Below are 26,456 nucleotides of genomic sequence, written 5' to 3' on the forward strand. Positions count from 1 at the left end.
CGTGCTGGCCTACGTGGGCTTGGGCTCCAACCTGGGGGATCGGGCGGCCTATCTCTTGGCCGCCTCCTCCCTCCTTTCCCGCCTCCCCAAGACCCATCTCCGCCGCCTTTCCCCCGTATACGAAACCGCTCCCCTTGGCCCGCCCCAACCCCCTTACCTCAACCTGGTGGCGGAGGTGGAGACGGGCTTGGGCCCAAGGGAGCTCCTCGAGGCCCTCTTGGGGGTGGAGAGGGCCTTGGGCCGGGAGCGCAAGGAGCGCTGGGGCCCGAGGACCATTGACCTGGACCTCCTCCTCTACGGGGACCTGGTCCTGGAGGAGGAGGGGCTTCAGGTGCCCCACCCCAGGCTCCACGAGCGGGCCTTCGTGCTGGTGCCCCTTTTGGACCTCCTCCCCGAGGGGCGGCACCCCGCCTTGGGCCTCGGCTTCGCCGAGCTCTTGGCGGCCTTGGACGCCTCCGGGGTTTCGCCCCTTGTGCTATAGTGGGGGCATCGCGGGCAGGACCGCGCGAGGAGAAGGAAAGTGGAGATAGAAGCGGGAAGCATCGTGGAAGGCCGCGTGGTGCGGGTGACGGATTTCGGCGCCTTTGTGGAGCTTCCGGGCGGGGAGCAGGGCCTGGTGCACATCTCCCAGATCGCCCACGAGTTCGTGAAGAACGTCCGGGACTTCCTCAACGAGGGGGACATCGTCCAGGTGATGGTGAAGGGTCGGGACGCCAAGGGCCGGCTGGACCTTTCCATCAAGGACCTGACCCCGGCCCCCGAAGGGGCGCCCCCGCCCCGGCCCCGGCGGCTCCCCAAGCAGTCCCCGGAGTTTGAGAACAAGCTCAAGAGCTTCCTCCGGGGCACCGGGGGGTTTGGCGGTGGCAAGGGCAAGAAGGGCGGCCGCAGGAAGCGTTAGCGCCCAAAAGGGACCCCGGGGGGTTTATCCCTCCGGGGCTTTGCCGTAGAGTAGGGGGGTATGGCGAAGCCCCTGGAGGTTACCGACCAGAACTTTGATGAGCTCTTGGGCGGCCACCCCTTGGTCCTGGTGGATTTCTGGGCGGAGTGGTGCGCGCCTTGCCGCATGATCGCCCCCATCCTGGAGGAGTTGGCCCAGGAGTACGAGGGGAAGCTGGTGGTGGCCAAGCTGGACGTGGACGAAAACCCCAAAACCGCCATGCGCTTTCGCGTGATGAGCATCCCCACGGTGATCCTCTTCAAAAACGGCCAACCCGTGGAGGTCCTGGTGGGGGCGCAGCCCAAGCGCAACTTCCAGGCCAAGATTGAGAAGCACCTGCCCCAGGCATGAGAATCGCCCTGGACGCCATGGGGGGGGATCGGGCCCCGGAAGTAACGGTCCAGGGGGCCCTCTTGGCGGCCCGGGAGGGGGTGGAGGTCCTTTTGGTGGGGGAGGAAGAGCGGCTTAAGGCGACCTTGGCCCGTTTTGGGGGAAGGCTTCCCATCCACCACGCCCCCGACTGGATCCCTATGGAGGAGCACGCCACCGAGGTGCGCAAGCGCCGGGAAAGCTCCATCTGGGTGGCCATGGAGCTCCTCAAGCGGAAGGAGGTGGAGGCGGTGGTTTCCATGGGGCACACCGGGGCCACCATGGCCGCCGCCCTGTTCGTTTTGGGCCGGGTCCGGGGGGTGGAGCGGCCCGCCCTCCTCGTGGAGTTCCCGAGCCTAAAGGGGCGCACCTTCTTGCTGGACGGGGGGGCCAACGCCGACTGCCGCCCCCCCTTTTTGGTCCAGTTCGCCGCCATGGGCCTGGCCTACGCCGAGGCCAGCGGGGTGGCCCATCCCAAGGTGGGCCTCCTTTCCATCGGGGAGGAGGAGGGGAAGGGAAACGCCTTGGTCCTCGAGGCCTACCCCCTCCTGCGGGCGGCCTTGGGGGAGCGCTTTTTCGGCAACGTGGAGGGGCGGGACATCTTCCTCGGCACCGCGGAGGTGGTGGTCACGGACGGCTTCACCGGGAACGTGGCCCTGAAGCTGGCGGAGGGGGAGGCCAAGGCCCTTTTCACCTGGATCAAGGAGGCCTTCGCCTCTAGCCCCTGGGCCAGGCTGGGGGCCCTGTTGGCCCGGGGGGCCTTGCGCCGGGTGAAGGCCCGGGTGGACCCCTCCCAGTACGGGGCCATGCCCCTTTTGGGGGTGGAGGGGGCGGTCTTCGTCGGCCACGGCTCGGCGGATGCCTTGGCGGTGAAAAACGCCCTCCTCCGGGCCAAGGCCTTGGTGGAGGCGGGGCTTCTTGCGCGGGTGCGGGAGGCCCTGGCCGCCCTACACGTCTAGGATCACCCGGGCCCGCCACCTCCCCCCTTCCTGGCCCACGTACAGGCCGTGGAAGGTGGTGCTCTTCACCTCCCCCTGGAAGCCAAAGGCCTCCTGGAAGGGCTCGCCTCGGAGGTGGGCTTCCAGGCGGTAGCCCCCTTCCTCCTCCCGGATGCTCACCTTGGCCTTGCCCGGCACGAAGCCCTTGGTCTGGATCAGGTAGATGAGCTCGTTTAGGTAGCGCACCAAGAGGGTGTCCAGGTCCTCGGCCCACAGGGTGAGGCGCCGCCCTTTCTTTCCCCCTTCCGGGGGGTTTTGGAACATTACCGCCAAAAGCCCTTTTAGGGCGGCCTGGAAGAGGCCCTCGAGGCTTTCCGCCTCCACCTCAAAGCCGATGTCGGCGGTGTGGTCCAATAGCCTCACCACCATGGCCCCTCCACCAAGCCCTCCCTTCCCACCACGTGGAAGGTCTCGGTCCAAAGCCGCTCCGGGTGGCGCTCCAGGAAGGAGAGGACCGAGAGGGCCTGGGTCTTGTGCTGGGCGAGGGCCCTGAGCTTCTCCTTGAGGGCCCACTCGGGCAGGCGCAGGCGGTGGGTTACGGGGTAGGGGCCTTCCGGGCGCACCATGTAGACCACCTGGGCGAGGCCCGCCGCCGCCCCTTGGGCGTAGCGGCTTGTGGCCACGTGGTCGGGGTGGCCGTTCAGGCCGTCCGGGGGGAAGGTGATCACGGAGCGGGGCCTTAGGGCGAGGAGGCGCTTTCGGATGGCCTCTTCCGCCTCGGGGTGTTCCAGGAGGCCTTCCCCCGTGGCCTTGCCCCTTTCCCCCCTTCCGCTTCCCGGGGGAGGCCGTTAGGGAAGGAGAGGACCTCGAGGAAGTCCACCCGCAGGACCTCCGCCGCCCGCCGGAGTTCTTCCGATCGCACCCTCCCTAACTCCTCCGGGGGGCAAAGGCCCAGGGTCCTCCCCGCCTCCCCCCGGGTCAGGGTGAGGATGCCCGTCCTTAGGCCCGCGGCCTTGGCCAAAAGGAGCGCCCCCCCGGCTCCGAAGCCCTCGTCGTCGGGGTGGGGGACCACCACCAGGAGGTCCAGCATCAGGGCATGGGGTGGGCGAGGGCCAAAGCGCGCACCTCTTCCCTAAGGGCTTCCGAGGGGCCTTCCGTGAGGGCTCGGTCAATAAGGTCCGCCACCCGGGGCATCTCCTCGGGGGTGAAGCCCCGGGTGGTGATGGCGGGGGTGCCGATGCGGATGCCGGAGGTGACGCGGGGGGGCTTGGGGTCAAAGGGGATGGCGTTCTTGTTCACGGTGATGCCCACGGCGTCTAGGCGCTCCTCCGCCTCCTTGCCCGTGAGGCCCTTGGGGCGGAGGTCCACCAGGAGGAGGTGGTTGTCGGTGCCCCCGGTGACGATGCGGTAGCCCCGCTCGGCCAGTTCCTGGGCCAGGCGCTTGGCGTTTTCCACCACCAGGCGGCTGTACTCCCGGAAGTCGGGCTGCAGGGCCTCAAAGAAGGCCACGGCCTTCCCGGCGATCACGTGCTCCAGGGGACCCCCTTGGATGCCGGGGAAGATGAGCTTGTCAATCTTCTTGCCCAGTTCGGGGTCCTGGGAGAGGATGAGGCCGCCTCGAGGGCCCCTTAAGGTCTTGTGGGTGGTGCTGGTCACCACGTGGGCGTGGGGGAGGGGATTGGGGTGGAGCCCCGCCGCCACGAGCCCGGCGAAGTGGGCCATGTCCACCACCAAGTAGGCCCCCACCTCCTCGGCGATCTCCCGGAAGGCCTTAAAGTCCCAGAAGCGGGGGTAGGCGCTGGCCCCGGCCACGATCACCTTGGGCCGGTGCTCCCGGGCGATCCTCCGCACCTCCTCCAGGTCTATGAGCTCGGTGTCGGGCCGCACCCCGTAGGAGACCACCTTGTAAAGCTTCCCGGAGAAGTTGACCTTGGCCCCGTGGGTCAGGTGCCCCCCGGCGGCCAGGTCCATGCCCATGAGGGTGTCCCCAGGCTCCATGAGGGCCATGTAGACCGCCATGTTGGCCTGGGAGCCGGAGTGGGGCTGGACGTTGGCCCAGGCGGCCCCGAAGAGGGTCTTGGCCCGCTCTATGGCCAAGGACTCCACCTGGTCAATGACCTCGCACCCCCCGTAGTACCGGGCGTTTGGGTAGCCCTCGGCGTACTTGTTGGTGAGGACGCTTCCCACCGCCTCCCGCACCTGCTTGGAGACGAAGTTCTCGCTGGCGATGAGCTCTAGCCCTTCCCGCTGCCGCTTTTCCTCCAGGGCGATGAGCTGGAAGATGGCCTCGTCGCGGACGCTGGCGCTTACCATAGGGCGATTATAGGTCTTCGGGGGCTGCTAAGCTAAGGCCATGAAAGGGAACGCCTTCACCATTTTGAAGTGGGGAGCCCTGCTGGCCCTCGCCGTTTTGCTCCTCGCCACCCTCCTCATCAACTTCACCACGAGCCGCGACCTGCCCGAGCTGGTGCGGGTGCAGGTGGAGCGCTACGCCGTTTGTAGCTACTGGTTTTTCGGCTGGCACCTGGCCTCCACCGGGGCCTTCGCCTTCGCCTTCTTGGCCCTGGGCCTCGTCCTGGGGCTCGTCTTGGGGCTTTTCCTGGGGCGGCGCTAGAGGAGCTCCAGGGAGAGCTTTTCCCCCTCCTCGGGGACGCCCGCGGGGTAGCGGCCGTTGAAGCAGGCCAGGCACACGGGGCCCCCGATGGCCCGCCTGACCCCCTCCTCCGAGAGGAAGGCCAAGGAGTCGGCCCCGATATAGGCCCTGATCTCCTCCACGCTCTTCTGGGCGGCGATGAGCTCCTTGCGGGCGGCGGTGTCAATGCCGTAGTAGCAGGGGAAGCGGATGGGGGGGCTACTGACGCGGAAGTGGACCTCCTTGGCCCCCGCCTCCTTCAAAAGGGCCACGATGTGGCGGCTGGTGGTGCCCCGCACGATGGAGTCGTCAATGAGGACCACCCGCTTGCCCCTCACCGCCGAGGTGGGGGAGAGCTTGAGGCGGGTTTTCAGGTCGCGGAGCTCCTGGGTGGGCTGGATGAAGGTGCGGCCGGCGTACGGGTTCTTGTAGAGGCCGTACTCCAGGGGGAGGCCGCTGGCCCGGGCGTAGCCGATGGCGGCCCCCATGCCGGAGTCGGGCACGGGCACCACGAGGTCCGCCTCCGCCGGGGCTTCCCGGAAAAGCTCCTCCCCCATCCGCACCCGGGCGGCGTAGGCCTCGGTGCCGTCCAGGAAGCTGTCGGGCCGGGCGAAGTAGATCCACTCAAAGGCGCAAGGGGTGGGGTCGGGGGGGAGGGCTTGGAGGCTTTTGAGCTCCCCTTCTTCCACCCAAACCACCTCCCCAGGGCGCACGTCCCGCAGGTACCTCGCCCCTAAAAGCTCCAAGGCCGGGGGTTCGGAGGCGAAGGCGTAGCCCCAAGGGGCTAGGCCGATGGCGAGGGGCCGCACCCCGTGGGGGTCGCGGAGGGCGAGGAGGGTCTTGCGGTCCATGAGGAGGATGGAATACCCCCCCTCCAGGCGCCGCATGGCCTCGAGGGCGGCCTCGGGGAGGGAGAGGTGGGAAAGGCGGGCCAGGAGGAGGAGCATCACCTCGGTGTCCGTGGTGCTCTGGAAAGTGGCCCCTTCCTGGAGGAGGCGGTCGCGCAGGGGCTTGGCGTTGGTGAAGTTGCCGTTGTGGGCGATGGCCAGGACCCCGTGGGCGGTGCGGGCGGTGAGGGGCTGGGCGTTGAAGCGCAGGTTGGAGCCCGTGGTGGAGTAGCGGGTGTGGGCGAGGCCCAGGCGGGCCCCCGGGAGGCGGAGCTTGGCGAGGCGCTCCTCGGTGAAGACCTGGTTCACCAGGCCCAGGTCCTTTTCCACCAAGAACTCCTTGCCGTCCGTGACGGCGATGCCCGCGGCCTCCTGGCCCCGGTGCTGCAGGGCGAGAAGCCCGAGGTGGAGTAGCCCCGCCACCTCCAAGGGGCTTTCGCTCCAAAGGCCCAGGACGCCGCATTCCTCCCTTGGCTTATCCATCCAGGACCTCCCGCAAGGGGCGTTGCCAGATGGCCTTAAGCTCGGCCACCTCCCACTCTAGCACCCCCTTTGGGGTGAGGACCGTGAGGGTCTTCCCGCCCGTTTCCCCCAGGATGCGGTAGGGGAGGCCTTGGGCCTCGAGGCGGGCCGTGGCCTCCTTCAGGCGCTCCTTGGCCACGGTGAAGAGGATGCGGCTCGGCGCCTCCCCGAAGAGGGCCTCCAGGCCCTCCTCCCGCACCTCCACCGTGGCCCCGAGGCCGTGGGGGAAGGCCATCTCCGCCAACGCCACCAGAAGCCCCCCTTCCGCCAGGTCGTGGGCGGTCTGCACGAGACCCGAGGCGATCAGGTCGCGGATGGCTTCCTGCGCCGCCTTCTCCCGCTTTAGGTCCAAGGCGGGCGGGTGGCCGGCCTCGAGGCCGGTGAGGAGGTACAGGACCTCGCTTCCCCCAAGCTCCCCCCGCTCCTCCCCCAGGAGGACCACCACTTCCCCAGGCCGCTTAAAGCCCATCTCCGCCCGGCGCCGGATGTCCAAGACCCCCCACCACCCCCACCATGGCCGTGGGGGGGATGCGCCTTCCCCCCGCCTCGTTGTAGAGGGATACGTTGCCGCTCACCACGGGCACGCCCAAGGCGGCGCTGGCCTCCTTTAGGCCCTCTAGGGTTTCCTTGAGCTCGTAATAGCCCTCGGGGGTTTCCGGGCTTCCCAGGTTGAGGCCGTCGGTGTAGGCGAGGGGCCTCGCCCCCACCACGGAGACGTTGCGGCAGGCCTCCGCCAGGGCGTGCATGGCCCCCAGGCGGGGGTGGAGGCGGCTATAGCGGGGGTTTTGGTCCACCTTGGCGGCGATGCCGAGCTGGGTGCCCTTGACCCAGAGGATGGCGGCGTCCCCCTTCCCCGGCACCAAGGCGGTGCGGGTGCCCACCTGGTGGTCATAGCGCTCGTAGACCGCCTCCCGGCTCGCCAGGTTGGGGGAGGCGAGGAGCCTTTCCAGGACCTCCTTGGGGTCCGCCTTTAGGGGAGGAAGGGGGGTTTCCCGGAGGCGCTTCACCTCGGGGTCCTCCTGGGCCAGGCGCACGTAGGTGGGAGCCTCCGCCAGGGCCTCCGTGGGCACCTCCGCCACCACCTCTCCCCTAAAGAAGACCCTGAAGACCCGCTCTGGGATGGTGCGGGCCACGGCCACGCAGTCCAGGCCCCACCTGCGGAAGACCTCCTCTAGCGCCTTTTCCTTCCCTGGCCGGGGCACCAGGACCATGCGCTCTTGGCTTTCCGAGAGGAGGAGCTCCTCCGGGGCCATGCCCGCCTCCCGGGTGGGGACGAGGTCCAGGTGGAGCTCCACCCCGAGGCCGGACTTGTGGGCGAGCTCGGCGAGGCTGGAGGTGAGGCCCGCCGCCCCCATGTCCTGCACCCCTTCCACCAGGTCTTTTTCTATGGCCTCGAGGGTGGCCTCCATGAGGAGCTTCCCCAAAAAGGGGTCCCCCACCTGCACCGCCGGGCGGTCCTCTTCCTTCTCCTCCTTGAGCTCCCGGCTGGCGAAGGCCGCCCCCCCGATGCCGTCCCGCCCCGTCTTGGCCCCGGCGTAGTAGATGGGCCGGCCCAAGGAGGCGCGGCTTCGCCGCAGGTGCTCCTCCCGGAGGAGCCCCAGGCACATGGCGTTCACCAAGGGGTTTTCCCGGTAGCCCTCGTGGAAGTAGAGGTCCCCGCCCACGGTGGGCACGCCGATGGCGTTGCCGTAAAAGGCGATGCCGGAAACCACCCCCTTGAAGAGGTAGCGGCTACGGCCCTCGGGGGGGCCAAAGCGCAGGGAGTCCAGGAGGGCGATGGGGCGGGCCCCCATGCTCATGATGTCCCGGAGGATCCCCCCCACCCCCGTGGCCGCCCCTTGGAAGGGCTCCACGGCGGAGGGGTGGTTGTGGCTTTCTATCTTGAAGGCCACCGCCCACCCTTCCCCCAGGCGCACCACCCCGGCGTTTTCCCCCGGGCCCTGGAGCACCGCTTCCCCCTCCTTGGGGAGCTCCTTGAGGAGGGGGCGGGAGTTCTTGTAGGCGCAGTGCTCGCTCCACATCACCTTGAAGAGGAGGAGCTCCACCCGGTTGGGCTCCCGCCCAAGCCGCCTTTGGATCTCCCGGTACTCCCCTTCCGGGATGCCCAACTCCTTGGCCAGGGCTTCCATCACTCCAGGAGGGGGAGGAGCTCGCGGTGGTCCTTCACCTTGGCCGTGGGCTTCACCTCCCCGTTCACCTCCCTCAGGCCCACGTACTGCACCGCCCAGGGATAGCCGGCGCCGAAGGCTCCCTTGATGTCCGTGTGGGGCAGGTCCCCCACGTGGAGGGCCTCCTCGGGGGCCACCCCCAGGGCCTCGAGGGCCGCCAGGAAGGCCTCGGGCTTGGTCTTCACGAAGCCGGTCTCGTCGGAGAAGCTATAGGCCTGGAAGACGTCCAAGCCTTGCCTGCGCAGGTGCTCCCGGAGGAGGCGGCCCGGGGTCATGCCCGTGTCGGAAACGATGGCCAAGGGGTACTTCCCGGCCAGGGCCCTTAGCGCCTCCACCCCCGGCAGGGGCTTGAGGTCGGCGAGGAGGGAGGTCTCCTCCAGCCTCCTCGCGGTGAGGGCGATGAGCCCGGGGTCGTGGGGGGCGCCCAGGAGGGCGAAGATGCGGGCCACCCGGTCGTACACGGACAGGTGCTCCCCCGCCTTCCAGGCCTCCTCAAAGGCCAAGGCCGCCTGCCGGTAGGCCTCCCGCACCTCGCTTTCCTCCGCGGGGTGGCCCGCTTCGGAAAGGGCGTCCAGGAGGATCTCGTACCGGGCGGGCATGACCTTTTCCAAAAACGCCTCCCCCTCGGTGAAGAGGGTGCCCCAGAAGTCAAAGGTGATGGCCTTGGGTTTCATGGTCTAGCCTCCCGTTGAACCTGTAAAAGCCCCAGGAAGAGGGGAAGCCCATCCTCCCCTCCCAAAATGGGGTCCACGGCCCGCTCAGGGTGGGGCATCATGCCCAGGACGTTGCCCTTCTCGTTCACGATGCCGGCGATGTCGTTCAGGCTCCCGTTGGGGTTGAAGTCCTCTTCCCCCGCCAAGGGGGCGTAGCGGAAGACCACCTGCCCCTCTCCCTCTAGCCGCCCTAGGGTTTCGGGGTCGGCGTAGTAGCGCCCCTCGGCGTGGGCGATGGGCAGGCGGAGGACCTGGCCCCGTTGGTAAAGCCGGGTGAAGGGGAGGTCGGCCCTTTCCACCCGCACCCCCACCTCCTTGCAGGTGAAGTGGAGGTTGAGGTTGGCGAGGAGGGCCCCGGGGAGGATCCCCGCCTCCGTGAGGACCTGGAAGCCGTTGCAGACCCCGATGACGAAGCGCCCTTCCCGGGCGAAGCGGCGCACCGCTTCCATCACCGGGCTCTTGGCGGCGAGGGCCCCGGCCCTCAGGTAGTCCCCGTAGCTGAACCCCCCCGGGAGGAAGACCCCGTCAAAGCCCTTTAGGTCCCGCTCCGTGTGCCAGACGAACTCCGCCCGTATGCCCGCCTTGGCGAAGGCGAAGCGGGCGTCTTCGTCGCAGTTGGAGCCGGGGAAGCGGACGATGGCCCACCTCATAGTTCCTTGAGGGCCTCCAGGGTGTAGACCTCCATCACCGGGTTGGCGAGGAGGCTTCCTAGGGCCTTGGCCTTTTCCTCGGCCTGGAGCAAGTTTTCCGCCGAGAAGACGATTTCCAAAACCTTTCCCACCCGCACGGACTCCACCGGGTGGCCGAGGTCCCTCAAGACCCCCTCCACCGCCCGGCCCTGGGGGTCCAGGATGCCGTCTTTGAGCTCAATGAGGAGCGTGGCCTGGTACCTGGGCATCTAGCCTCCCAAAACCCGCCTTAGGACCTCCTGGTAGGCCTCCTCCACGCCCCCCAGGTCCTTGCGGAAGCGGTCCTTGTCCATGGGTTCGCCCGTGGCCATGTCCCAAAGGCGCATGGTGTCGGGGCTGATCTCGTCGGCGAGGAGGATTTCCCCGTCTTTCTCCCCGAACTCCAGCTTGAAGTCCACCAGTTCCAAGCCCCTTTGCGCGAAGAAGTCCTTCAGGATCTCCCCCACCCGCAAGGTGGTGGCCTTGACCTCCCTTAGCGCCTCCGGCGTGGCCAGGCCGAGGGCCATGATGGCTTCCTCGCAGATGAGGGGGTCCCCCAAGGCATCGCTCTTCAGGGAAAACTCCAACAAGGGTGCCTTGAGGGGTGTCCCTTCCTTAAGCCCATAGCGCTTGGCAAAGCTCCCCGCCGCCCTATAGCGGAGGATCACCTCCAGGGGGAGGATCCTCACCCGCTTCACCCGCATCTCCCGTTCGGAGACCTCCTCCAAGAAGTGGGTCTTGATGCCCTTCGCCTCCAGGAGGCGGAAAAGGGCGGCGGAGACCTTGTTGTTCACCACCCCCTTGCTGGGGATAACCCCCCGCTTTTGCGCATTAAAGGCGGTGGCCTCGTCCTTGAAGTAGACCCTTAGGGTGTCCTCCCCTTCCGGGTAGAGGATCTTGGCCTTGCCCTCGTAAAGCTTCTCCATGCCCCTCCTTGTGGCCAAGCGGCCCTTTCCCTCATTCTAAAGGCCAAAGCGGGCGTAGATGGCGTCCACGTGGCGGAGGAAGGCCTGGGGGTCAAAGAGGGCCCTTAGCCTTTCCCCCTTGATGGGGTTTTCCGGTTCGGCTTCCAGAAGCTCCAGGAAGCTTCGCCCCTCCTCCCAACTCTTGAGGGCGTTCCGCTGCACCAGGGCGTAGGCCTTTTCCCGGGGGAGGCCCTCGGCGATGAGGGCGTTTAGGACCTGCTGGGAGTAGACGAGGCCCCGGGTGAGGTCCAGGTTGCGCTTTAGGTTTTCCTCAAAGACCTTAAGCCCTTCCAAAATCCCCTTAAGGCGCCTTAGGGCGTAGTGGAGGGCGGTGGTGGCGTCGGGGAGGATGACGCGCTCCACCGAGGAGTGGGAGATGTCCCGCTCGTGCCAGAGGGCGATGTTTTCAAGGGCGGGTCCGAGGTAGCCCCTTAGGAGCCGGGCCATCCCCGTGAGGTTTTCCAGGCCCACGGGGTTTTTCTTGTGGGGCATGGAGGAGCTTCCCGTCTGGCCCTCGCGGAAGGGCTCTTGCGCCTCCAGGACCTCCGTGCGCTGGAGGTGCCTGAGCTCCACCGCCACCCGCTCCACGTTTCCCCCCAGGATGGCCAAGGCCGCCAGGACCTCCGCGTGCCGGTCCCGGGGGACCACCTGGGTGGAGATGGGCTCCACCTCGAGGCCAAGCCGACGCGCCACGTGGGCCTCCACCTCGGGGGGGACGTGGGCGTAGTTGCCCACGGAGCCCGAGAGCATGGCCACGCCGATGGTCTTCTTGGCCCTTAGAAGCCTCTCCTCGTCCCTCAGGAAGGCGGCGTAGAAGGAGAGGAAGCGCAGGCCGAAGCTGTTGGGCTCGGCGTGGACCCCGTGGGTGCGGGCGATGGCGGGGGTGTGCTTGTGGCGGAGGGCGAGGGCCTTGAGGGCCTCCTGCACCCCCTTAAGCTCCTCCTGGATGAGGTCCAAGGCCCGCACCAAAAGAGCGTTTTGCGCCGTGTCCACGATGTCCGAGCTGGTGAGGCCCAGGTGGAGGTAGCGCCCCACCTCCTCGTCCCCGGTCCACTCGGCGAGGGCCCGGGTGAAGGCCACCAGGTCGTGGCGGGTGGTTTCCTCTATCTCCGCCACCCGCCGGGCGAAGGCCTCGGTGAGGGGTTTTTCCTCCAGGGTTCGGAGGAGCCTGGCGGCGAGGCCCCTCGGCACCTGGCCCAGGGCCTCCCAAGCATCGAGGGCGTAGGCCTCCACCAAGGCCCACATGCGGTAGCGGTTTTCCTCGGACCAAAGGACCGCCATCTCCGGGGTCTGGTAGCGGGGGACCATGGCTAAAGGCTACCCGCTGGCCCTCGTCTCCCGCTACCCCTGGCCGAGGAGGGCTGACCTCTCATCCCTTTTCCTACCCCTGTACCAGTTGCTGAAGAAGACCTGTGAGCGTCCTCACCGCCACACCCCGCAGGGAGGGGGGCCCCTGGGCCAGAAGGAGGCGGGCTAGTCGGAAAAGGCTCTGCCGCTCCGGATGCGCCACCACCTTCGGCCACCACTCCCTGCCCCGCAAGGCGGCCCCCAACAGAACCAAGAGCACCATCCCTAGGAACAAAAGCCAAAGCCATCCCCTAAGGCTTCCCTCCGTCCTGAGCCCGTGCCGGTCCAGCCCAAACCTCCGCCCCTCAGGTCCCGGAAGGCCAGATACCAGGGCTCCCGCTTCCCCTGGACCAGGAGGAGCTCCACCTCCACCTTCCTCCCGCCGTGCCCAAAGAGACGGACCCGCTTGCGCTCGGGCCTGGGCACCTCCGGGTAGCGCTCCCCCAGGAGGAAGCGCTCCCCCGTTTCCATTTCCACCTCCCGGTTGCGCCGCAACCGGATGAGGAAACCCATGCCCCCTTCCTGGAGCCGCCGCATGAGGGAGAGCCGGTCAAAGCCCCGGTCCAGGAGGAAGAGGGGGACATAGCCCAGGGCCTGGATCTCGCGGCCCAGGCGGTGGAGGAAGGCTTCCTCCACCCGGTTCTGGCTGGGGAAGGGGGAGAGGGAGTGGAGGGCGAAGGCGAACCCCAGGGCTCTCCCCCCCTTGGGGAGGGCGGCCACCAGGACCTGGTGCTTGCCATCCTCCCCTGGGGTCCAGTCCACGAGGAGGGGGAGCAGGTTTCCTTGGGCGAGGCGGGGTGCCGGGAGGGGGAGGAGGTGGGCCGTGAGGGTCCAGGGGTTTTGCAGGGTGGGGTGGTGGAGGAAGCGCCAGAGGCGGTTGAGACGGCTTTGGGCCAGGGTGGGGAGGGGGGTTCTGCGGGCGAGGTCGGAGAGGGTGGGGTCTAGGGGGCCGGAGAGGAAGAGGGCCAGGTTGGTGCGCGCGGGTTTCCTGAGGGACCGGAAGACCGTGTGGACCCAGGTTGTGGTAGCCTGCAGGAGGGGGGTTTTGGTTGGCATACCTTACCAACCCCCCTCTTTATTTCCTCCTGTCAAGTCCCTACGGACAAGTGATGAGAGGTCAGGGTCCGGGGTACTTGACACGCTCTTAGGGGCCTGGTACTCTTTTCTTTGCGCTGCCTGGTAGGCGGCGGGGGATCTTGAAAGCTGGGGTGGATGGGATAGAGGATAAGGGCCATGCGGTAGTGTGGCCTTGAGGGTCAAGATGCTAAGGGCCCACGGTGGATGCCTTGGCACCCGAGCCGATGAAGGACGCGGCTACCTGCGATAAGCCAGGGGGAGCCGGTAGCGGGCGTGGATCCCTGGATGTCCGAATGGGGGAACCCGGCCCGTGGGAACACGGGTCACCGCGCGGGAGCGCGGGGGGAACCTGGGGAACTGAAACATCTCAGTACCCAGAGGAGAGGAAAGCGAAAGCGACTCCCTGAGTAGCGGCGAGCGAAAGGGGAAGAGCCTAAACCGTCCGGCTTGTCCGGGCGGGGTTGTGGGGCCCTCGGATACCGAATCCCCAGCCTAGCCGAAGCTGTTGGGAAGCAGCGCCGGAGAAGGTGAAAGCCCTGTAGGCGAAAGGTGGGGGGATAGGTGAGGGTACCCGAGTACCCTGTGGTTCGTGGAGCCATGGGGGAATCTGGGCGGACCACCGCCTAAGGCTAAGTACTCCGGGTGACCGATAGTGGACCAGTACCGTGAGGGAAAGGTGAAAAGAACCCCGGGAGGGGAGTGAAATAGAGCCTGAAACCGTGGGCTTACAAGCAGTCGCGGCCCCTTTAGGGGTTGCGGCGTGCCTATTGAAGCATGAGCCGGCGACTCACGGTCGTGGGCGAGCTTAAGCCGATGAGGCGGAGGCGTAGGGAAACCGAGTCCGAAGAGGGCGTTGAGTCCGCGGCCGTGGACCCGAAACCGGGTGAGCTAGCCCTGGCCAGGGTGAAGCTGGGGTGAAACCCAGTGGAGGCCCGAACCGGTGGGGGATGCAAACCCCTCGGATGAGCTGGGGTTAGGAGTGAAAAGCTAACCGAACCCGGAGATAGCTGGTTCTCCCCGAAATGACTTTAGGGTCAGCCTCAGGTGCTGACTGGGGCCTGTAGAGCACTGATAGGGCTAGGGGGCCCACCAGCCTACCAAACCCTGTCAAACTCCGAAGGGTCCCAGGTGGAGCCTGGGAGTGAGGGCGCGAGCGATAACGTCCGCGTCCAAGCGCGGGAACAACCGAGACCGCCAGCTAAGGTCCCGAAGTCTGGGCTAAGTGGGAAAGGATGTGGCGTCGCGGAGACAGCCAGGAGGTTGGCTTAGAAGCAGCCATCCTTTAAAGAGTGCGTAATAGCTCACTGGTCGAGTGACGCTGCGCCGAAAATGATCGGGGCTTAAGCCCAGCGCCGAAGCTGCGGGTCTAGGGCGGATGTCCTAGGCGGTAGGGGAGCGTTCCCGATGCCGATGAAGGCCGACCCGCGAGGGCGGCTGGAGGTAAGGGAAGTGCGAATGCCGGCATGAGTAACGATAAACAGGGTGAGAATCCCTGTCGCCGTAAGCCCAAGGGTTCCTACGCAATGGTCGTCAGTGTAGGGTTAGGCGGGGCCTAAGGTGAGGCCGAGAGGCGTAGCCGAAGGGCAGCCGGTTAATATTCCGGCCCTTCCCGTGGGTGCGATGGGGGGACGCTCTAGGCTAGGGGGACCGGAGCCATGGACGAGCCCGGCCAGAAGCGCAGGGTGGGGGGTAGGCAAACCCGCCTCCCATGAGCTCTGCGTGGTGGGGAAGCCCGTGAGGGTGACAACCCTCCGAAGCCAGGGAGCCGAGAAAAGCCTCTAAGCACAACCCACGGGAACCCGTACCGCAAACCGACACAGGTGGGCGGGTGCGAGAGCACTAAGGCGCGCGGGATAACCCTCGCCAAGGAACTCTGCAAGTTAGCCCCGTAACTTCGGGAGAAGGGGTGCTCCTCGGGGTGCCGCGTGCGGTGCCTTTGGGGAGCCGCAGTGAATAGGCTCTGGCGACTGTTTACCAAAAACACAGCTCTCTGCGAACTCGTAAGAGGAGGTATAGGGAGCGACGCTTGCCCGGTGCCGGAAGGTCAAGGGGAGGGGTGCAAGCCCTGAACCGAAGCCCCGGTGAACGGCGGCCGTAACTATAACGGTCCTAAGGTAGCGAAATTCCTTGTCGGGTAAGTTCCGACCTGCACGAAAAGCGTAACGACCGGAGCGCTGTCTCGGCGAGGGACCCGGTGAAATTGAACTGGCCGTGAAGATGCGGCCTACCCGTGGCAGGACGAAAAGACCCCGTGGAGCTTTACTGCAGCCTGGTGTTGGCTCTTGGTCGCGCCTGCGTAGGATAGGTGGGAGCCTGTGAAGCCGCCCTTTCGGGGGCGGTGGAGGCGCCGGTGAAATACCACCCTGGTGCGGCTGGGGGCCTAACCCACGGAGGTGGGGACAGCGCTTGGCGGGCAGTTTGACTGGGGCGGTCGCCTCCTAAAGGGTAACGGAGGCGCCCAAAGGTTCCCTCAGGCGGGACGGAAATCCGCCGGAGAGCGCAAGGGTAGAAGGGAGCCTGACTGTGAGGCCTGCAAGCCGAGCAGGGGCGAAAGCCGGGCCTAGTGAACCGGTGGTCCCGTGTGGAAGGGCCATCGATCAACGGATAAAAGTTACCCCGGGGATAACAGGCTGATCTCCCCCGAGCGTCCACAGCGGCGGGGAGGTTTGGCACCTCGATGTCGGCTCGTCGCATCCTGGGGCTGAAGAAGGTCCCAAGGGTTGGGCTGTTCGCCCATTAAAGCGGCACGCGAGCTGGGTTCAGAACGTCGTGAGACAGTTCGGTCTCTATCCGCCACGGGCGCAGGAGGCTTGAGGGGGGCTCTTCCTAGTACGAGAGGACCGGAAGGGACGCACCTCTGGTTTCCCAGCTGTCCCTCCAGGGGCATAAGCTGGGTAGCCATGTGCGGGAGGGATAACCGCTGAAAGCATCTAAGCGGGAAACCCGCCCCAAGATGAGGCCTCCCACGGTGTGAAGCCGGTAAGGACCCGGGAAGACTACCCGGTGGATGGGCCGGAGGTGTAAGCGCCGCGAGGCGTTGAGCTGACCGGTCCCAATCGTCCGAGGTCTTGACCCTCCTTTGCTCTGATGCGTCCACCCCAGCCTTTTTCCCCCGCCGCCTGGGCGAGCGCAGGGATTTTGAAAAGCAAAACACGAGAATCCCCCGTGCCCATAGCGGCGTGGAACCACCCGTTCCCATTCCGAACACGGAAGTGAAACGCGCCAGCGCCGATGGTACTGGGACCGCAGGGTCCTGGGAGAGTAGGTCGGTGCGGGGGATTTTTCCCATGCGGGAGTAGCTCAGTCGGTAGAGCACGACCTTGCCAAGGTCGGGGTCGCGGGTTCAAGTCCCGTCTCCCGCTCCAAACGCCCCGGGCCATGGTCCCGGGGTTTTTTATTGCACGCTCTCGTCGGAGAGCCAGTCGGCCCAGGTTCCAGGTGGGCCACGTCGGAGACGCTGAGCACCTCCCGGTTGGGTAGCTGGATGCGGGTGATGGAGGTGTTGGGGATGTGCACCCGGCGCCAGGCGTGGCCTTCCAGGTCCAAGGTGAGCTTGAGCGCTGCCCGGATCACGCCCCCGTGGGTCACCAGGAGGTGGCGGCCGGGGGGGAGGGTTTCCAAAAAGACTAAGAGGCGCTGGGCGAGGTCCGCCATGCTTTCCCCCCCGGGGCGGGGGGTGTGCCAGGGGTCCTCCTGGGCCCTTTGCATGAAATCGGGGAAGCGGGCCTCCGCCTCGTCCCGAGCCAGACCCGCCAGCTCGCCCACGTCAATCTCCCGCAGGAGGGGGGTGGTTTGGAGGGGAAGACCCAGGACCGCGGCCAAGGGCTCGGCGGTTTCCCTGGCCCGGCGCAGATCGGAGGAGAAGAGGCCGTCAAAGGGAAGGCGGCTTCGGGCCAGGCGCTGGGCCAGGCGGAAGGCCTGGCCGATCCCCACGGGGGAGAGGGGGACGTCCAGGTGGCCTTGGAACCGCTTCTTGACGTTCCACTCCGTTTCGCCGTGGCGGATGAGCCAAAGTTCCTTCATAAGAGGTGCACTCCGCTCCCAGGAACCACCCGGCCCACCCGGTAGCCCTCCACCAAGGCCAAGGCCTTTTCCGCCTCGGCTTCGGGAAGAATGAGGATAAGCCCGAGGCCCATGTTGAAGACCCGGTACATCTCCTCCTCGGGGATATTCCCTAAACGTTGCAGGTAAGGGAAGATGGGGGGGATGGGCCAACTGCCCTTGTGGATTTCCGCGCCCAGGCCTTCGGGGAGGGCGCGGGGGAGGTTTTCCGCAATCCCACCGCCCGTGATGTGGGCGATGGCGTGGGCTTTGACCCCCGCTTCCTTCAGGCGCAAGAACTCCTTCAGGTAGGCCCGGTGGGGACGGAGTAGGGCCTCTTTGAGGCTTTCCCCCAGTTCCGGCACCGGGGCGAAGAGGTCCTGTCCGGCCACCGCTTTACGGATGAGGGAGTAGCCGTTGGTGTGGGGGCCGGAGGAGGGGAGGGCGAGGAGGACGTCCCCTTCCCGCACCCGCTCCGGGCCTAGGATCTCCGAGCGTTCCACCACCCCCACCAAGGTGCCGGCCACGTCCCAGGCCCCTTCCCGGTAGACCCCGGGCATCTCCGCCGTTTCCCCGCCAAGAAGGGGGATGGAAAGGGCGCGGCAGGCCTCGGCCAAGGAGGTGAGGAGGGGGGCGAGGACGGACTCGTCCAGGCGGCTTGCCGCCAGGTAGTCCAGGAAGAAGAGGGGCGTGGCCCCTTGGCAGAGGAGATCGTTCACCGAGTGGTTCACCAGGTCAAAGCCGAGGCCGGAAACGTCGCCGGCCTCGAGGGCAAGCAGGGTTTTGGTCCCGACCCCGTCCGTGGTGGCAACTAGAACCGGGTGCTCCATCCCCTTCAGGGCCCGGGCGTCAAAGAGCCCCCCAAAGGCCCCAAGCCCTCTGAGGACCGCTTCCGTGTAGGTGGCGGCGATGGCGGCTTTGGCCCCCTTGAGGGCCTCGGCCTTGGCCTCTATGTGGACCCCGGCCTCCTCGTAGCGCATCGGCCCTATCCTACCCCAAGGGCCTCCTGGAGGAGGCGGCGCACCAGGTCGGGCCGGGCCTGGCCTTTGGTCCTTTTCATCACCTGGCCCACCAGGGCGTCCAGGGCCTTGAGCTTACCCTGGCGGACGCTTTCCACCGCCTCGGGCATGGCGGCGATCACCTCCGCCACTACCCCCTTTAGGGCGCCCTCGTCCGCCACCACCCCTAGCCCCCGCTCCCGCACCAAGGCCTCGGGGTCTTGGCCCTCCAGGACCTCGGGGAGGAGGGCCTTGGCCACCCGGCTTGTCACCTCTCCCCGTTCAAAGAGGGCCACCAGGCGGGAAAGGGCCTCGGGGGTGAGGCGGGTTTCCTCCAAGGTAAGGCCCCGCTCGTTTAAAAGCCCCGCCACGTCGGCCAAAAGCCAGTTGGCCAGGGCCTGGGGGGAGGCTTCCCCAAGCGCCAGGGCCCGGTCCAGAAAGCGGGCTAGGGCGGGGCTATAGGCCAGGACCTCCGCGTCCTTCTCCTTGATGCCCAGGGCGCGGTAGCGGCCCTCCTTTTGCCAGGGAAGCTCGGGCATGTTGGCTTGGACTTCCTCCAGCCAGTAGCGGGGGATGGGGATGGGGGGGATATCGGGCTCGGGGAAGTAGCGGTAGTCCGCCTCCTCCTCCTTGGTGCGCATGGGGTAAGTTTTGCCGCTTCCCTCCTCAAAGCCCATGGTGGCCTGCTTCACCCGCTCCCCCCGCCTGAGGATCTCGGTTTGGCGGCGGATTTCGTATTCCAGGGCCCGCTGCACGCTTTTGAAGGAGTTGAGGTTTTTGATCTCCACCTTGGTGCCCAAGGGTTCCCCCGCCCGGCGCACGGAAACGTTTACGTCGGCCCGGAGCTTGCCCTCCTCGGGGCTCGCCTCGGAGATGCCCAGGGTCTGCACCATGGCCTGGATGCGTTGCAGGAAGAGCCGGGCCTCCTCGGGGGAGTGGAGGTCGGGCTCGGTCACGAGTTCAATGAGGGGGCTTCCCGCCCGGTTCAGGTCCAAAAGGGTGCGGCCTTCCAGGTGGAGGCTTTTCCCGGCGTCCTCCTCCAGGTGGAGGCGCTTGATGCGCACCCTTTTATCCCCCAAGGGCAGGAAGCCCCCTTGGCCCAGGGGGAGGTCGTACTGGCTGATCTGGTAGTTCTTGGGCAGGTCGGGGTAGAAGTAGTTCTTGCGGTGGAAGACCAGTTTCTCCGGTACCCGGCTTCCCAGGGCCAGGGCCAGGCGCAGGCCGAACTCCACCGCCTTCCGGTTGGGCACGGGTAGGGTGCCGGGCAGGCCCAGGCAGATGGGGCAGACGTGGGTGTTGGGCTCGGCCCCGAAGTAGTCGGCTTGGCAGCCGCAAAAGGCCTTGGTCCTGGTTTTTAGGTGAAGGTGGACCTCGAGGCCGATGACGGCTTCGTACATGCCCTAAAGTTTACCCGTTAGCGCTTGGCCCCTTCCTGCACTCCAGCGAGGCGCATGAACTCCTTGGGGTCCACGGCCCTGGCGAGGCCCATCTCGTAGGTGATGAGCTTGCGCTTGTAGAGGTCGGCCAGGCAGGCGTCCATGGTGATCATGCCGTACTGGCCCCCGGTTTGGATCACGCTCCGAAGTTGGTGGCTCTTGCCCTCGCGGATGAGGGCCCGCACCGCCGGGGTGGCGATCATGAGCTCGTAGGCCAGGACCCGCCCCCCGCCGAAGGCCTTGGGGAGGAGTTGCTGGGTTAAAACGGCCACCAGGTTGTTGGAAAGCTGCACCCGCACCTGTTCCTGCTGGTTCTCGGGGAAGACGTCAATGATGCGGTCAATGGTTTCCGGGGCGGAGTTGGTGTGCAGGGTGCCCATGACCAGGTGGCCGGTTTCGGCGGCGGTGATGGCGGCGGCGATGGTTTCGTAGTCCCGCATCTCTCCCACCAGGATCACGTCCGGGGCCTGGCGCAACACGCTCCTTAGCGCCTTGTGGAAGCCGTGGGTGTCGGCGCCGATCTCCCGCTGGTTGATGATGGCCTTCTTGTGGCGGTGGAAGAACTCTATGGGGTCCTCAATGGTCACGATGTGCACGGGCTTGCGTTCGTTGATGTAGTCAATCATGGAGGCCAAGGTGGTGCTCTTGCCGCTTCCCGTGGGCCCCGTGACCAGGACCAGGCCCCTTGGGCTCAAGGCGATCTCGGCGATGTTTTTGGGCAGGCCCAGCTCCTCAAAGCTCTTGATGACGGCGGGCACCACCCGGAGGACCCCGCCCACGCTTCCCCGCTGCAGGAAGACGTTTACCCGGTAGCGCCCCTTGCCCGGGAGGCTGAAGGAGAAGTCCAGCTCCTTTTCCTCCTCAAAGACGCGCTGTTGCTTCTCGTCCATGAGGGCGTACATGAGGCGCCGGGTGTCCTGGGGGGTGAGGGGCTCGTACTCCGTGGGGTGGAACTCCCCGTCCACCTTGATCATGGGCGGGAGGCCCACGGTGATCACCAAATCGCTCGCCCCCCGTTCCACGGCCAGGGTCAGCAGGTCCACGATGTCTGGGATCTTGGGCATGACTGCCTCCTTCACTCAATGGTACGCGCCAGGACCTCCTCGAGGGTGGTAATCCCTTGGAGGGCCTTGTAGACGCCGTCTTCCCGCAAGGTCTTCATGCCCTTTTTGCGGGCGATCTCCTTGATCTCCGTGGCCGACTTGCCCGCCACGATGGCGTGGCGGATCTCGTCGTCCACCACCAGAAGCTCGTGGATGGCGTGGCGGCCCTTGTACCCCGTGCCCCCGCACCGCTCGCACCCGGTGCCCTTAAAGAGCTTTGCCCCTTGGATTTCCTCTTCCGGGATGCCCAGCCGGCGGAGCACCTCGGGGTCGGGCTTCACCTCCACCTTGCAGTGGTCGCAGATCCGGCGCACCAAGCGCTGGGAAAGGACGCCGATCAAGGCGGCGGAGATGTTGAAGAGCTCCACCCCCATCTCGTCCAGCCGAGTGATGGCCTGGGCGGCGTCGTTGGTGTGGAGGGTGGCGATGACCAGGTGGCCGGTGAGGGCCGCCTCCGTGGCGATCTTGGCGGTTTCCGAGTCGCGGATCTCCCCCACCATGATGATGTCCGGGTCCTGGCGCAGGAAGGCGCGCAGGGCCCGGGCGAAGGTGAGCCCGGCCTGGGGGTTCACCTGGGTCTGGTTGATGCCCGGGATCTCGTACTCCACGGGGTCTTCAATGGTCTGCGTGTTCTTGTCGGGGGTGGCGATGCGCTTCAGGATGGAAAAGGTGGTGAAGCTCTTGCCGCTTCCCGTGGGGCCGGTGATGAGGAAAATGCCGTAGGGCTTGGAGATCACCTCCTGGAAGCGCTCAAAAACCCCGGGGGCGAAGCCCAGCTGCTCTATCTCGGGGATATCCGCCGCCTTTTTCAAAAGGCGCATCACCGCCTTTTCCCCGTAGACCGTGGGCAGGGTGGAAAGCCGCAGGTCCACGTCAATGGCCCCTTCCCGGTAGCGCACCCGGCCGTCTTGGGGGAGGCGCTTTTCCGCGATGTTGAGCCCGCCCATGATCTTGATGACGCTGATCACCGGGCCCAAAGCCCCCTTGGGCAAGGTGGTGTACTGGCGCAGGGTGCCGTCAATCCTAAGGCGCACCAGCACGTCGGACTGGCGGGGCTCCACGTGGATGTCGGAGGCGTCTTGGAGGTAGGCTTCCCGGATCACCTGCTTGACGAAGCGCTGGGCGGCGCTTTCGTCCAGCTCGGCGGTGAGGGTTTCCTCCTCGGCCTGGTACCCCTTGGAAAGCTCCTTGGCCAGCTCCCCCAGCTCCTCCTTGCCGTAAAAGCGCTCAATGAGCTTGACGATGGCCGCCTCGGTGGCCACCGCCGGGACCACCTCGTAGCCCAGGCCCTTGCGCTTTAGGGCCAGGCGCACGTCGTCCAGGGCCAGGATGTTGCGGGGGTCTTTCATGAGGAGGACCAGGGTCTTGCCCTCCAGGTGGTGGGGGAAGACGCCGTAGCGCCGGGCCAGGTCTTCGGGGATGAGGAGGGCGGCCCCGGGGTCGGGGGGGTTTTCCTGGGGGTCAATGTAGGCGTAACCCAGCTGGGTGGCCACCGCCTGGGCCAAGGCCTCGGGCTTGAGCTTGCCCGACTGGACCAGGGTGTCCTCGAGGCGGCCTCCCCCTTGGCGTTGCTTCTTCAGGGCCTCCTCCACGTCCTCGGGGCGGACGAGGCCCAGCTCCACCAGGATCTCCCCTAAAGGCTTGGCCTTGGGGAGGCGCTTTTGCACCTCCAGGGCCTCCCGCAGGTGCTCCCGGCTCAGGCGGCCTTCCTGCACCAAGACCTCTCCCAGGCGCCCCTTTTCCGGGTAGGCCCGGTGGAAAAGGGCCTCCCAGGCCCTGGGCAGGGTGAGGTAAAAGCGGGCGGGGCGGCCCAAAAGCTCCTCCACCGCTTCCTTGTGCCGGGGGTCGGCCAGGACCACCTCCACCTTGCCCTCACGGATGCTCACGGGGACGGCGCTAAAGCGCAGGGCGTCGGAGCGAAGGAGAAGGGCGGTGGCGGCGGGGTCGGGGATTAGCTCCTCGGTGGAGGGTAAGAACTCCAGACCCTTTTGCTCGGCGAGCGCCCGGTAGAGGTCTTCCTCGGGCAGGCCCTTTTGCACCAGGATCCGGCCCAGGAGGTCCCCGGTCCTTTCCTGCTCCACCAGGGCCTCCTCCAGGGTTTCCCGGTCAATAAGGCCCTTCCCTAGCAGAAGTTCGCCCAGGCGCAGCTCCCCTTGGCTTGGGCCTGCGGGTGGGGGCGGGAGGGGCAGGCCCAGTTCGGGATAGTTCTTGGCTAGGGCGTACTGGAAGGCGCTCTTGGTGGTTTGATAAGGCTCCACCACCAGGCCGGTGAGGTCTTCCACCTCCTCGAGGGCCAAGGTGTCCAGGGGGTTCACGAAGGCCACCCGCACCACCCCCGCCTCCTCGTCCAGGGCGAAGGGGATGGCCCCGAGCTCCTTGGCCTTTTCCGCCGGCAGGAGGGCCTTCACCTTGGGGGGGATTTCCAGCTCGTGGAGCTCCACCAAGGGGATGCCGAAGTGGTCCTCAATGGCCTGGGCGATGCGCCTTTCCGAAAGGAGGCCCGACTCCACGATGACCTCCGCCAGGCTTCCCCCCACCTCCCGGTGCTTCTCTAGGGCGAGCTGCAGCTCCTCGTCCGTGAGGAGCCCCGCATCCAAAAGGATGGCCCCAAGCCGCTTGTCGCCGATGGTCAGCACGCTCATGAGGTTCCTCCCCAGGGTTTCCTAAACGGAGTTTCCAGCATCCGTATGAAACGCGTGTAAAAGAACTCCTTTTCCCGCAAGGGGGGCACCAGCACGGTGTAGGCCCCCACCAGGTTCCCCCCCAGCACGTCGGTGAAGACCTGATCCCCCACCACCGCCACCTCCCGGGCGGGAAGGCCCAGGGCCCCTAGGGCCTTGCGGAAGCCGAGCCAGGGCTTCAGGGCGGGGGCGTGGCCGGGAAGGCCAAGCCGGCGTTGGATGCGGGCGAAGCGCTCGGGTAGGGCGTTGGAGAGGAGGTAGATGGGCACCTCCGCCCTCAAGGCGGCAAGCCACCTTCCGAGTTCCGGGGGAAGCTCCTCCTCCCCGTGGGGCAAGAGGGTGTTGTCCAGGTCCAGGATCACCCCCTTAAGCCCCCGCTCCTTTAGCCAAGCGGGGGTGAGGTGGAGGAGGGAAGGGAGAACCTCCCGGGGGAAAAGCATGGTTTCATTGTGCCACGCCCCGGGTGAACGCCGCCTTAACGGGAAAGCATCACCAGGCCCCACATCCTTCCCGTCTTCCCCCGGTCGCGCCGGTGGGAAAAGAGGGCCGGGGAGCAGGCGGTGCAAAGCCCCACGCGGTAGATGCGCCTCTCGGAAATCCCGCCCCTTTCCGCTTGGAGGAGGATGGCCTTTTCCAAGTCCAGGAGATACTTGCCCGGAGCGCCTTCGTCCTTGCGGAAGGTGGGAAGCCCCGCCCTTAGGAAGGCCTCCACCACCTCCTCCCCCACCTGGTAGCAGCACCCCCCGATGCCGGGGCCCAGGGCCAGGTGGGCTTCCCTTGGGTCTAGCCCGAGGTCGGCCAGGAGGGCGAGGGCTTTGGGCAAAATCCCCCCCCACCACGCCCCGCCAGCCGGCGTGCAGGGCCGCCACTGCCCCTTGGGGGTGGTAGAGGAGGAGGGGGTAGCAGTCCGCCACCCCCACCCGGAGGAGGAGGCCTTTGGTGGTGGTGAGGAGGCCATCCCCTTCCCAGACCCCCGGGCCCTCCACCAGGTGGACCGCCGTGCCGTGCACCTGCTTGAGGGCGGCCACGGGCGGGTGGCCGAAGGCGGCGAGCACGCGGCGTTGGTTCTCCGCCACCCTTTGGGGGTCGTCCCCGGTGGCGGGGGAGAGGTTGAGGCGGGCGAAGGGGCCTTCGGAGACCCCGCCGAGCCGGGTGGTGAAGCCGTGGGGGGTGGGAAGGGGAGTGGTGAGAAGGGGCACCACGGGACCATTCTGCCACGGGAAGTGTGCCTTTTACCCCTAAGCTTCAAGGGCTCAGGTGTATATTGGGACCCATGAAGACGGACCGGAACCAGCTCCGCTTCAACCAGGCCCTCTTGGTCCTCCTGCTGCCCCTGGCGGCCCTTGTGGACCTCCCCTGGCTGGTGTACGCCCTTTTCCTCCTCATGGCGAGCCAGCACACCCCCTACGACCTGATGGTGGCCCTAAAGCGGCTTCTTAGGGTGCCGGCCCATCCCGTGGAGGAGGACCCTAGGCCCCACCGCTTCGCCCGCACCCTGGGGGCGGTCTTCTTGGGCCTGGCCTCCCTCTTCCTCCTTCTGGGCCTGAAGGGGGTGGGCTACGCCTTGGCCCTGGTGGTGGCCCTTTTGGCCTTTGTCAACCTGGCCTTCGGCTTTTGCCTGGGCTGCTTCCTCTACCTTCACCTCCGCTACGCCCGGGCCCTTTTCACCGGGAAATAGCCTCCAAAAGGCGCGCCATCTCAATGGCGGTGAAGACCGCCTCGGCGCCCTTGTTCCCCGCCTTACCCCCGGCCCGCTCCTGGGCCTCCTCGGGGGTGTTGGTGGTGAGGACGCCGAAGACGATGGGCTTTTCCGTCTGGAGCATGGCCTGCATGAGGCCGCTTGCCGCCTGGGCGGCCACGTACTCAAAGTGGGGGGTTTCCCCGCGGATCACCGCCCCTAGGGCCACCACGGCGTCCACGTCGGGACGTTGGGCCAGGCGCTTGGCCACCAGGGGGAGTTCAAAGGAACCGGGCACCCAGGCCACCAGGACCTCCGCCGGGTCGCCCCCGAGCCGGGCGTAGGCCTCGAGGGCCCCCTCCAATAGGAGCTTGGTCACCCGCTCGTTGAAGCGGCCCACGGCGATGGCGAGCCGCACCCCTTGGGCGGTGAGGATGGGGGAAAAGGTCTTGGCCTGCATGGCCCCAATATACTTTTTGCGTGGAGCGCTACCTTCTGGTGGCCCTGGGCGGGGCCTTGGGTTCGGCCTTGCGCTACGGCCTGGGGGCCTACGTCCAGGGGCTTTTGGGCCCGGGCTTCCCCTATAGCACCCTCTTCGTGAACGCCCTGGGGAGCTTCCTCATTGGGGCGGTGATCCGGCTTTCCTTGGAAGGGGCCCTTTCCCCCGAGGCCCGGCTTTTCCTGGCGGTGGGCGTTTTGGGGGGGTTCACCACCTTCTCCACCTTTAGCTACGAGACCCTGGCCCTCCTGCAGGAGGGCGAGGTGGGGCGGGCTTTGGCTTACGCCGGCTTGAGCCTTTTCCTGGGGCTTAGCTTGGTGTACGGGGGCTACCGCCTGGCCGGGCTCCTCTAGCCCACCTCTAAGACCTCGGCCAAATAGGTGAGGGCGAGCTTGTAGGAAAGGGGGCCGAAGCCGGAGATGATCCCCCGGCAGGCCCCGGCGGTCACGGAGTGTTGCCGGAAAGGCTCCCGGGCGTGGAGGTTGGTGAGGTGCACCTCCACCACGGGGAGGGGTTGGGCGCGAAGGGCGTCCAGGAGGGCGTAGGAGTAGTGGGTGAGGGCCCCGGGGTTTAGGACGATGGCCAAAAATCCTTCCCGGTGGGCCTGCTGCACCCATTCAATGAGCTGGCCTTCGTAGTTGCTCTGGCGGAAGGCCACCCCGAGGCCCACTTCCGCCCCCCATGCCTCGCAGAGCGCCTCCAGCTCTTCCAACGTGGTGCGGCCGTACACCTCGGGCTCCCGCGTTCCCAAAAGGTTCAGGTTGGGGCCGTTCAGGATCAGGACCATAGGGCTCCCC

22 protein-coding genes, 1 tRNA gene, 2 rRNA genes and 5 pseudogenes are annotated in these 26,456 nt (G+C 66.8%); 10 read left to right on the plus strand and 20 right to left on the minus strand.

Going from position 1 to position 26,456, the window contains the following annotated elements; genetic code table 11:
* Position 1: 1 nt before the first annotated feature.
* From folK to plsX, 4 genes are read left to right on the plus strand one after another with little or no spacing between them, the layout of a single operon-like run.
* Positions 2-481, plus strand: a complete 480-nt coding sequence (gene folK, locus QT17_RS06940) for a 2-amino-4-hydroxy-6-hydroxymethyldihydropteridine diphosphokinase (RefSeq protein WP_039458244.1) — start codon at positions 2-4, stop codon at positions 479-481.
* Positions 482-520: 39 nt separating this feature from the next.
* On the plus strand, positions 521-898 hold the full coding sequence (locus tag QT17_RS06945; protein WP_039458246.1) for a S1 RNA-binding domain-containing protein: 378 nt from the start codon (positions 521-523) through the stop codon (positions 896-898).
* Between the two features lie 60 nt (positions 899-958).
* Positions 959-1,288, plus strand: coding sequence for a thioredoxin (gene trxA, locus QT17_RS06950; RefSeq protein WP_039458248.1), 330 nt, complete (start codon positions 959-961; stop codon positions 1,286-1,288).
* A complete protein-coding gene (plsX, locus tag QT17_RS06955; RefSeq protein WP_039458250.1) occupies positions 1,285-2,265 on the plus strand; it encodes a phosphate acyltransferase PlsX in 981 nt (326 codons plus the stop codon). Before trxA ends, plsX begins: the two co-directional genes overlap by 4 nt.
* Here plsX and QT17_RS06960 read toward each other — a convergent pair.
* From QT17_RS06960 to glyA, 3 genes and pseudogenes are all read right to left on the minus strand, one after another.
* The gene (locus tag QT17_RS06960; protein WP_039458252.1) at positions 2,254-2,673 is read right to left on the minus strand and encodes an archease; all 420 of its coding nucleotides are present in this window, start codon (positions 2,671-2,673) and stop codon (positions 2,254-2,256) included. The two genes, plsX and QT17_RS06960, sit on opposite strands and share 12 nt — an antisense overlap.
* Positions 2,664-3,331, minus strand: a pseudogene (locus tag QT17_RS06965) (PIG-L deacetylase family protein). The gene QT17_RS06960 and the pseudogene QT17_RS06965 overlap by 10 nt, the downstream one beginning before the upstream one ends.
* Positions 3,332-3,333: 2 nt before the next feature.
* Positions 3,334-4,557 carry a serine hydroxymethyltransferase gene (gene glyA, locus QT17_RS06970; RefSeq protein ID WP_039458255.1) on the minus strand — a complete coding sequence of 408 codons (1,224 nt, stop codon included), beginning with the start codon at positions 4,555-4,557 and terminating at the stop codon, positions 3,334-3,336.
* A 40-nt stretch (positions 4,558-4,597) separates the two neighbouring features.
* On the opposite strand from glyA, the gene QT17_RS06975 reads away from it, so the two are divergent.
* The gene (locus tag QT17_RS06975) at positions 4,598-4,858 is read left to right on the plus strand and encodes a hypothetical protein (protein ID WP_039458257.1); all 261 of its coding nucleotides are present in this window, start codon (positions 4,598-4,600) and stop codon (positions 4,856-4,858) included.
* Here the strand turns inward: QT17_RS06975 and purF are convergent.
* The 8 genes and pseudogenes from purF to QT17_RS07020 form a co-directional block, all read right to left on the minus strand.
* Positions 4,855-6,246 carry an amidophosphoribosyltransferase gene (gene purF, locus QT17_RS06980; RefSeq protein ID WP_039458259.1) on the minus strand — a complete coding sequence of 464 codons (1,392 nt, stop codon included), beginning with the start codon at positions 6,244-6,246 and terminating at the stop codon, positions 4,855-4,857. The two genes, QT17_RS06975 and purF, sit on opposite strands and share 4 nt — an antisense overlap.
* Positions 6,239-8,414 (minus strand): annotated as a pseudogene (gene purL, locus QT17_RS06985) (phosphoribosylformylglycinamidine synthase subunit PurL). Before purL ends, purF begins: the two are co-directional and overlap by 8 nt.
* Positions 8,414-9,127 (minus strand): HAD family hydrolase, encoded by a 714-nt coding sequence (locus QT17_RS06990; protein WP_039458262.1) that lies wholly within the window; start codon positions 9,125-9,127, stop codon positions 8,414-8,416. The pseudogene purL and the gene QT17_RS06990 overlap by 1 nt, the downstream one beginning before the upstream one ends.
* The gene (gene purQ / locus QT17_RS06995; RefSeq protein ID WP_039458265.1) at positions 9,124-9,816 is read right to left on the minus strand and encodes a phosphoribosylformylglycinamidine synthase subunit PurQ; all 693 of its coding nucleotides are present in this window, start codon (positions 9,814-9,816) and stop codon (positions 9,124-9,126) included. Before purQ ends, QT17_RS06990 begins: the two co-directional genes overlap by 4 nt.
* Complete coding sequence (gene purS / locus QT17_RS07000; RefSeq protein WP_039458269.1) at positions 9,813-10,064, minus strand: phosphoribosylformylglycinamidine synthase subunit PurS; 252 nt, start codon at positions 10,062-10,064, stop codon at positions 9,813-9,815. Before purS ends, purQ begins: the two co-directional genes overlap by 4 nt.
* Positions 10,065-10,760 (minus strand): phosphoribosylaminoimidazolesuccinocarboxamide synthase, encoded by a 696-nt coding sequence (gene purC / locus QT17_RS07005; protein WP_039458272.1) that lies wholly within the window; start codon positions 10,758-10,760, stop codon positions 10,065-10,067.
* 36 nt (positions 10,761-10,796) lie between these two features.
* Positions 10,797-12,107: an adenylosuccinate lyase gene (gene purB / locus QT17_RS07010; protein ID WP_039458275.1), complete on the minus strand. Its 1,311-nt coding sequence runs from the start codon at positions 12,105-12,107 to the stop codon at positions 10,797-10,799.
* Between the two features lie 73 nt (positions 12,108-12,180).
* A pseudogene (locus tag QT17_RS07020) lies at positions 12,181-13,202 on the minus strand (IS4/IS5 family transposase).
* A 198-nt stretch (positions 13,203-13,400) separates the two neighbouring features.
* On the opposite strand from QT17_RS07020, the gene QT17_RS07025 reads away from it, so the two are divergent.
* The 3 genes from QT17_RS07025 (at position 13,401) to QT17_RS07035 (ending at position 16,588) form a co-directional block, all read left to right on the plus strand.
* A 23S ribosomal RNA gene (locus QT17_RS07025) occupies positions 13,401-16,299 on the plus strand.
* An 85-nt stretch (positions 16,300-16,384) separates the two neighbouring features.
* Positions 16,385-16,501, plus strand: a 5S ribosomal RNA gene (gene rrf / locus QT17_RS07030).
* Positions 16,502-16,512: 11 nt separating this feature from the next.
* Positions 16,513-16,588, plus strand: a tRNA-Gly gene (locus QT17_RS07035).
* A 29-nt stretch (positions 16,589-16,617) separates the two neighbouring features.
* Here QT17_RS07035 and QT17_RS13065 read toward each other — a convergent pair.
* From QT17_RS13065 to pgeF, 7 genes and pseudogenes are all read right to left on the minus strand, one after another.
* Positions 16,618-17,246 (minus strand): annotated as a pseudogene (locus QT17_RS13065) (histidine phosphatase family protein).
* Positions 17,243-18,244, minus strand: a complete 1,002-nt coding sequence (purM, locus tag QT17_RS07045; RefSeq protein WP_039458285.1) for a phosphoribosylformylglycinamidine cyclo-ligase — start codon at positions 18,242-18,244, stop codon at positions 17,243-17,245. Before purM ends, QT17_RS13065 begins: the two are co-directional and overlap by 4 nt.
* A 5-nt stretch (positions 18,245-18,249) precedes the next feature.
* Complete coding sequence (gene gatB / locus QT17_RS07050; RefSeq protein WP_039458288.1) at positions 18,250-19,659, minus strand: Asp-tRNA(Asn)/Glu-tRNA(Gln) amidotransferase subunit GatB; 1,410 nt, start codon at positions 19,657-19,659, stop codon at positions 18,250-18,252.
* 17 nt (positions 19,660-19,676) lie between these two features.
* A complete protein-coding gene (locus tag QT17_RS07055) occupies positions 19,677-20,762 on the minus strand; it encodes a type IV pilus twitching motility protein PilT (RefSeq protein ID WP_039458290.1) in 1,086 nt (361 codons plus the stop codon).
* Positions 20,763-20,773: 11 nt separating this feature from the next.
* The gene (gene pilB / locus QT17_RS07060) at positions 20,774-23,443 is read right to left on the minus strand and encodes a type IV pilus assembly ATPase PilB (protein WP_039458292.1); all 2,670 of its coding nucleotides are present in this window, start codon (positions 23,441-23,443) and stop codon (positions 20,774-20,776) included.
* Complete coding sequence (locus QT17_RS07065; RefSeq protein WP_039458296.1) at positions 23,440-23,922, minus strand: YqeG family HAD IIIA-type phosphatase; 483 nt, start codon at positions 23,920-23,922, stop codon at positions 23,440-23,442. The genes pilB and QT17_RS07065 overlap by 4 nt, the downstream gene beginning before the upstream one ends.
* Positions 23,923-23,957: 35 nt before the next feature.
* Positions 23,958-24,684 (minus strand): annotated as a pseudogene (gene pgeF / locus QT17_RS07070) (peptidoglycan editing factor PgeF).
* 71 nt (positions 24,685-24,755) lie between these two features.
* On the opposite strand from pgeF, the gene QT17_RS07075 reads away from it, so the two are divergent.
* Entirely contained in the window at positions 24,756-25,160 is a 405-nt protein-coding gene (locus tag QT17_RS07075; RefSeq protein WP_039458299.1) for a DUF4395 domain-containing protein, read from the plus strand.
* Here QT17_RS07075 and ribH read toward each other — a convergent pair.
* Entirely contained in the window at positions 25,147-25,620 is a 474-nt protein-coding gene (gene ribH / locus QT17_RS07080) for a 6,7-dimethyl-8-ribityllumazine synthase (protein ID WP_039458302.1), read from the minus strand. The two genes, QT17_RS07075 and ribH, sit on opposite strands and share 14 nt — an antisense overlap.
* A gap of 20 nt (positions 25,621-25,640) precedes the next feature.
* Between ribH and crcB the strand changes: the two genes are divergently transcribed.
* Positions 25,641-26,012: a fluoride efflux transporter CrcB gene (gene crcB / locus QT17_RS07085; RefSeq protein WP_039458304.1), complete on the plus strand. Its 372-nt coding sequence runs from the start codon at positions 25,641-25,643 to the stop codon at positions 26,010-26,012.
* Here the strand turns inward: crcB and aroQ are convergent.
* Positions 26,009-26,446 carry a type II 3-dehydroquinate dehydratase gene (aroQ, locus tag QT17_RS07090; RefSeq protein ID WP_039458308.1) on the minus strand — a complete coding sequence of 146 codons (438 nt, stop codon included), beginning with the start codon at positions 26,444-26,446 and terminating at the stop codon, positions 26,009-26,011. The genes crcB and aroQ overlap by 4 nt on opposite strands.
* Positions 26,447-26,456: the final 10 nt, after the last annotated feature.

Source organism: Thermus sp. 2.9 (assembly GCF_000794385.1).
In the GTDB taxonomy this organism is placed as follows: Bacteria; Deinococcota; Deinococci; order Deinococcales; family Thermaceae; genus Thermus; species Thermus thalpophilus.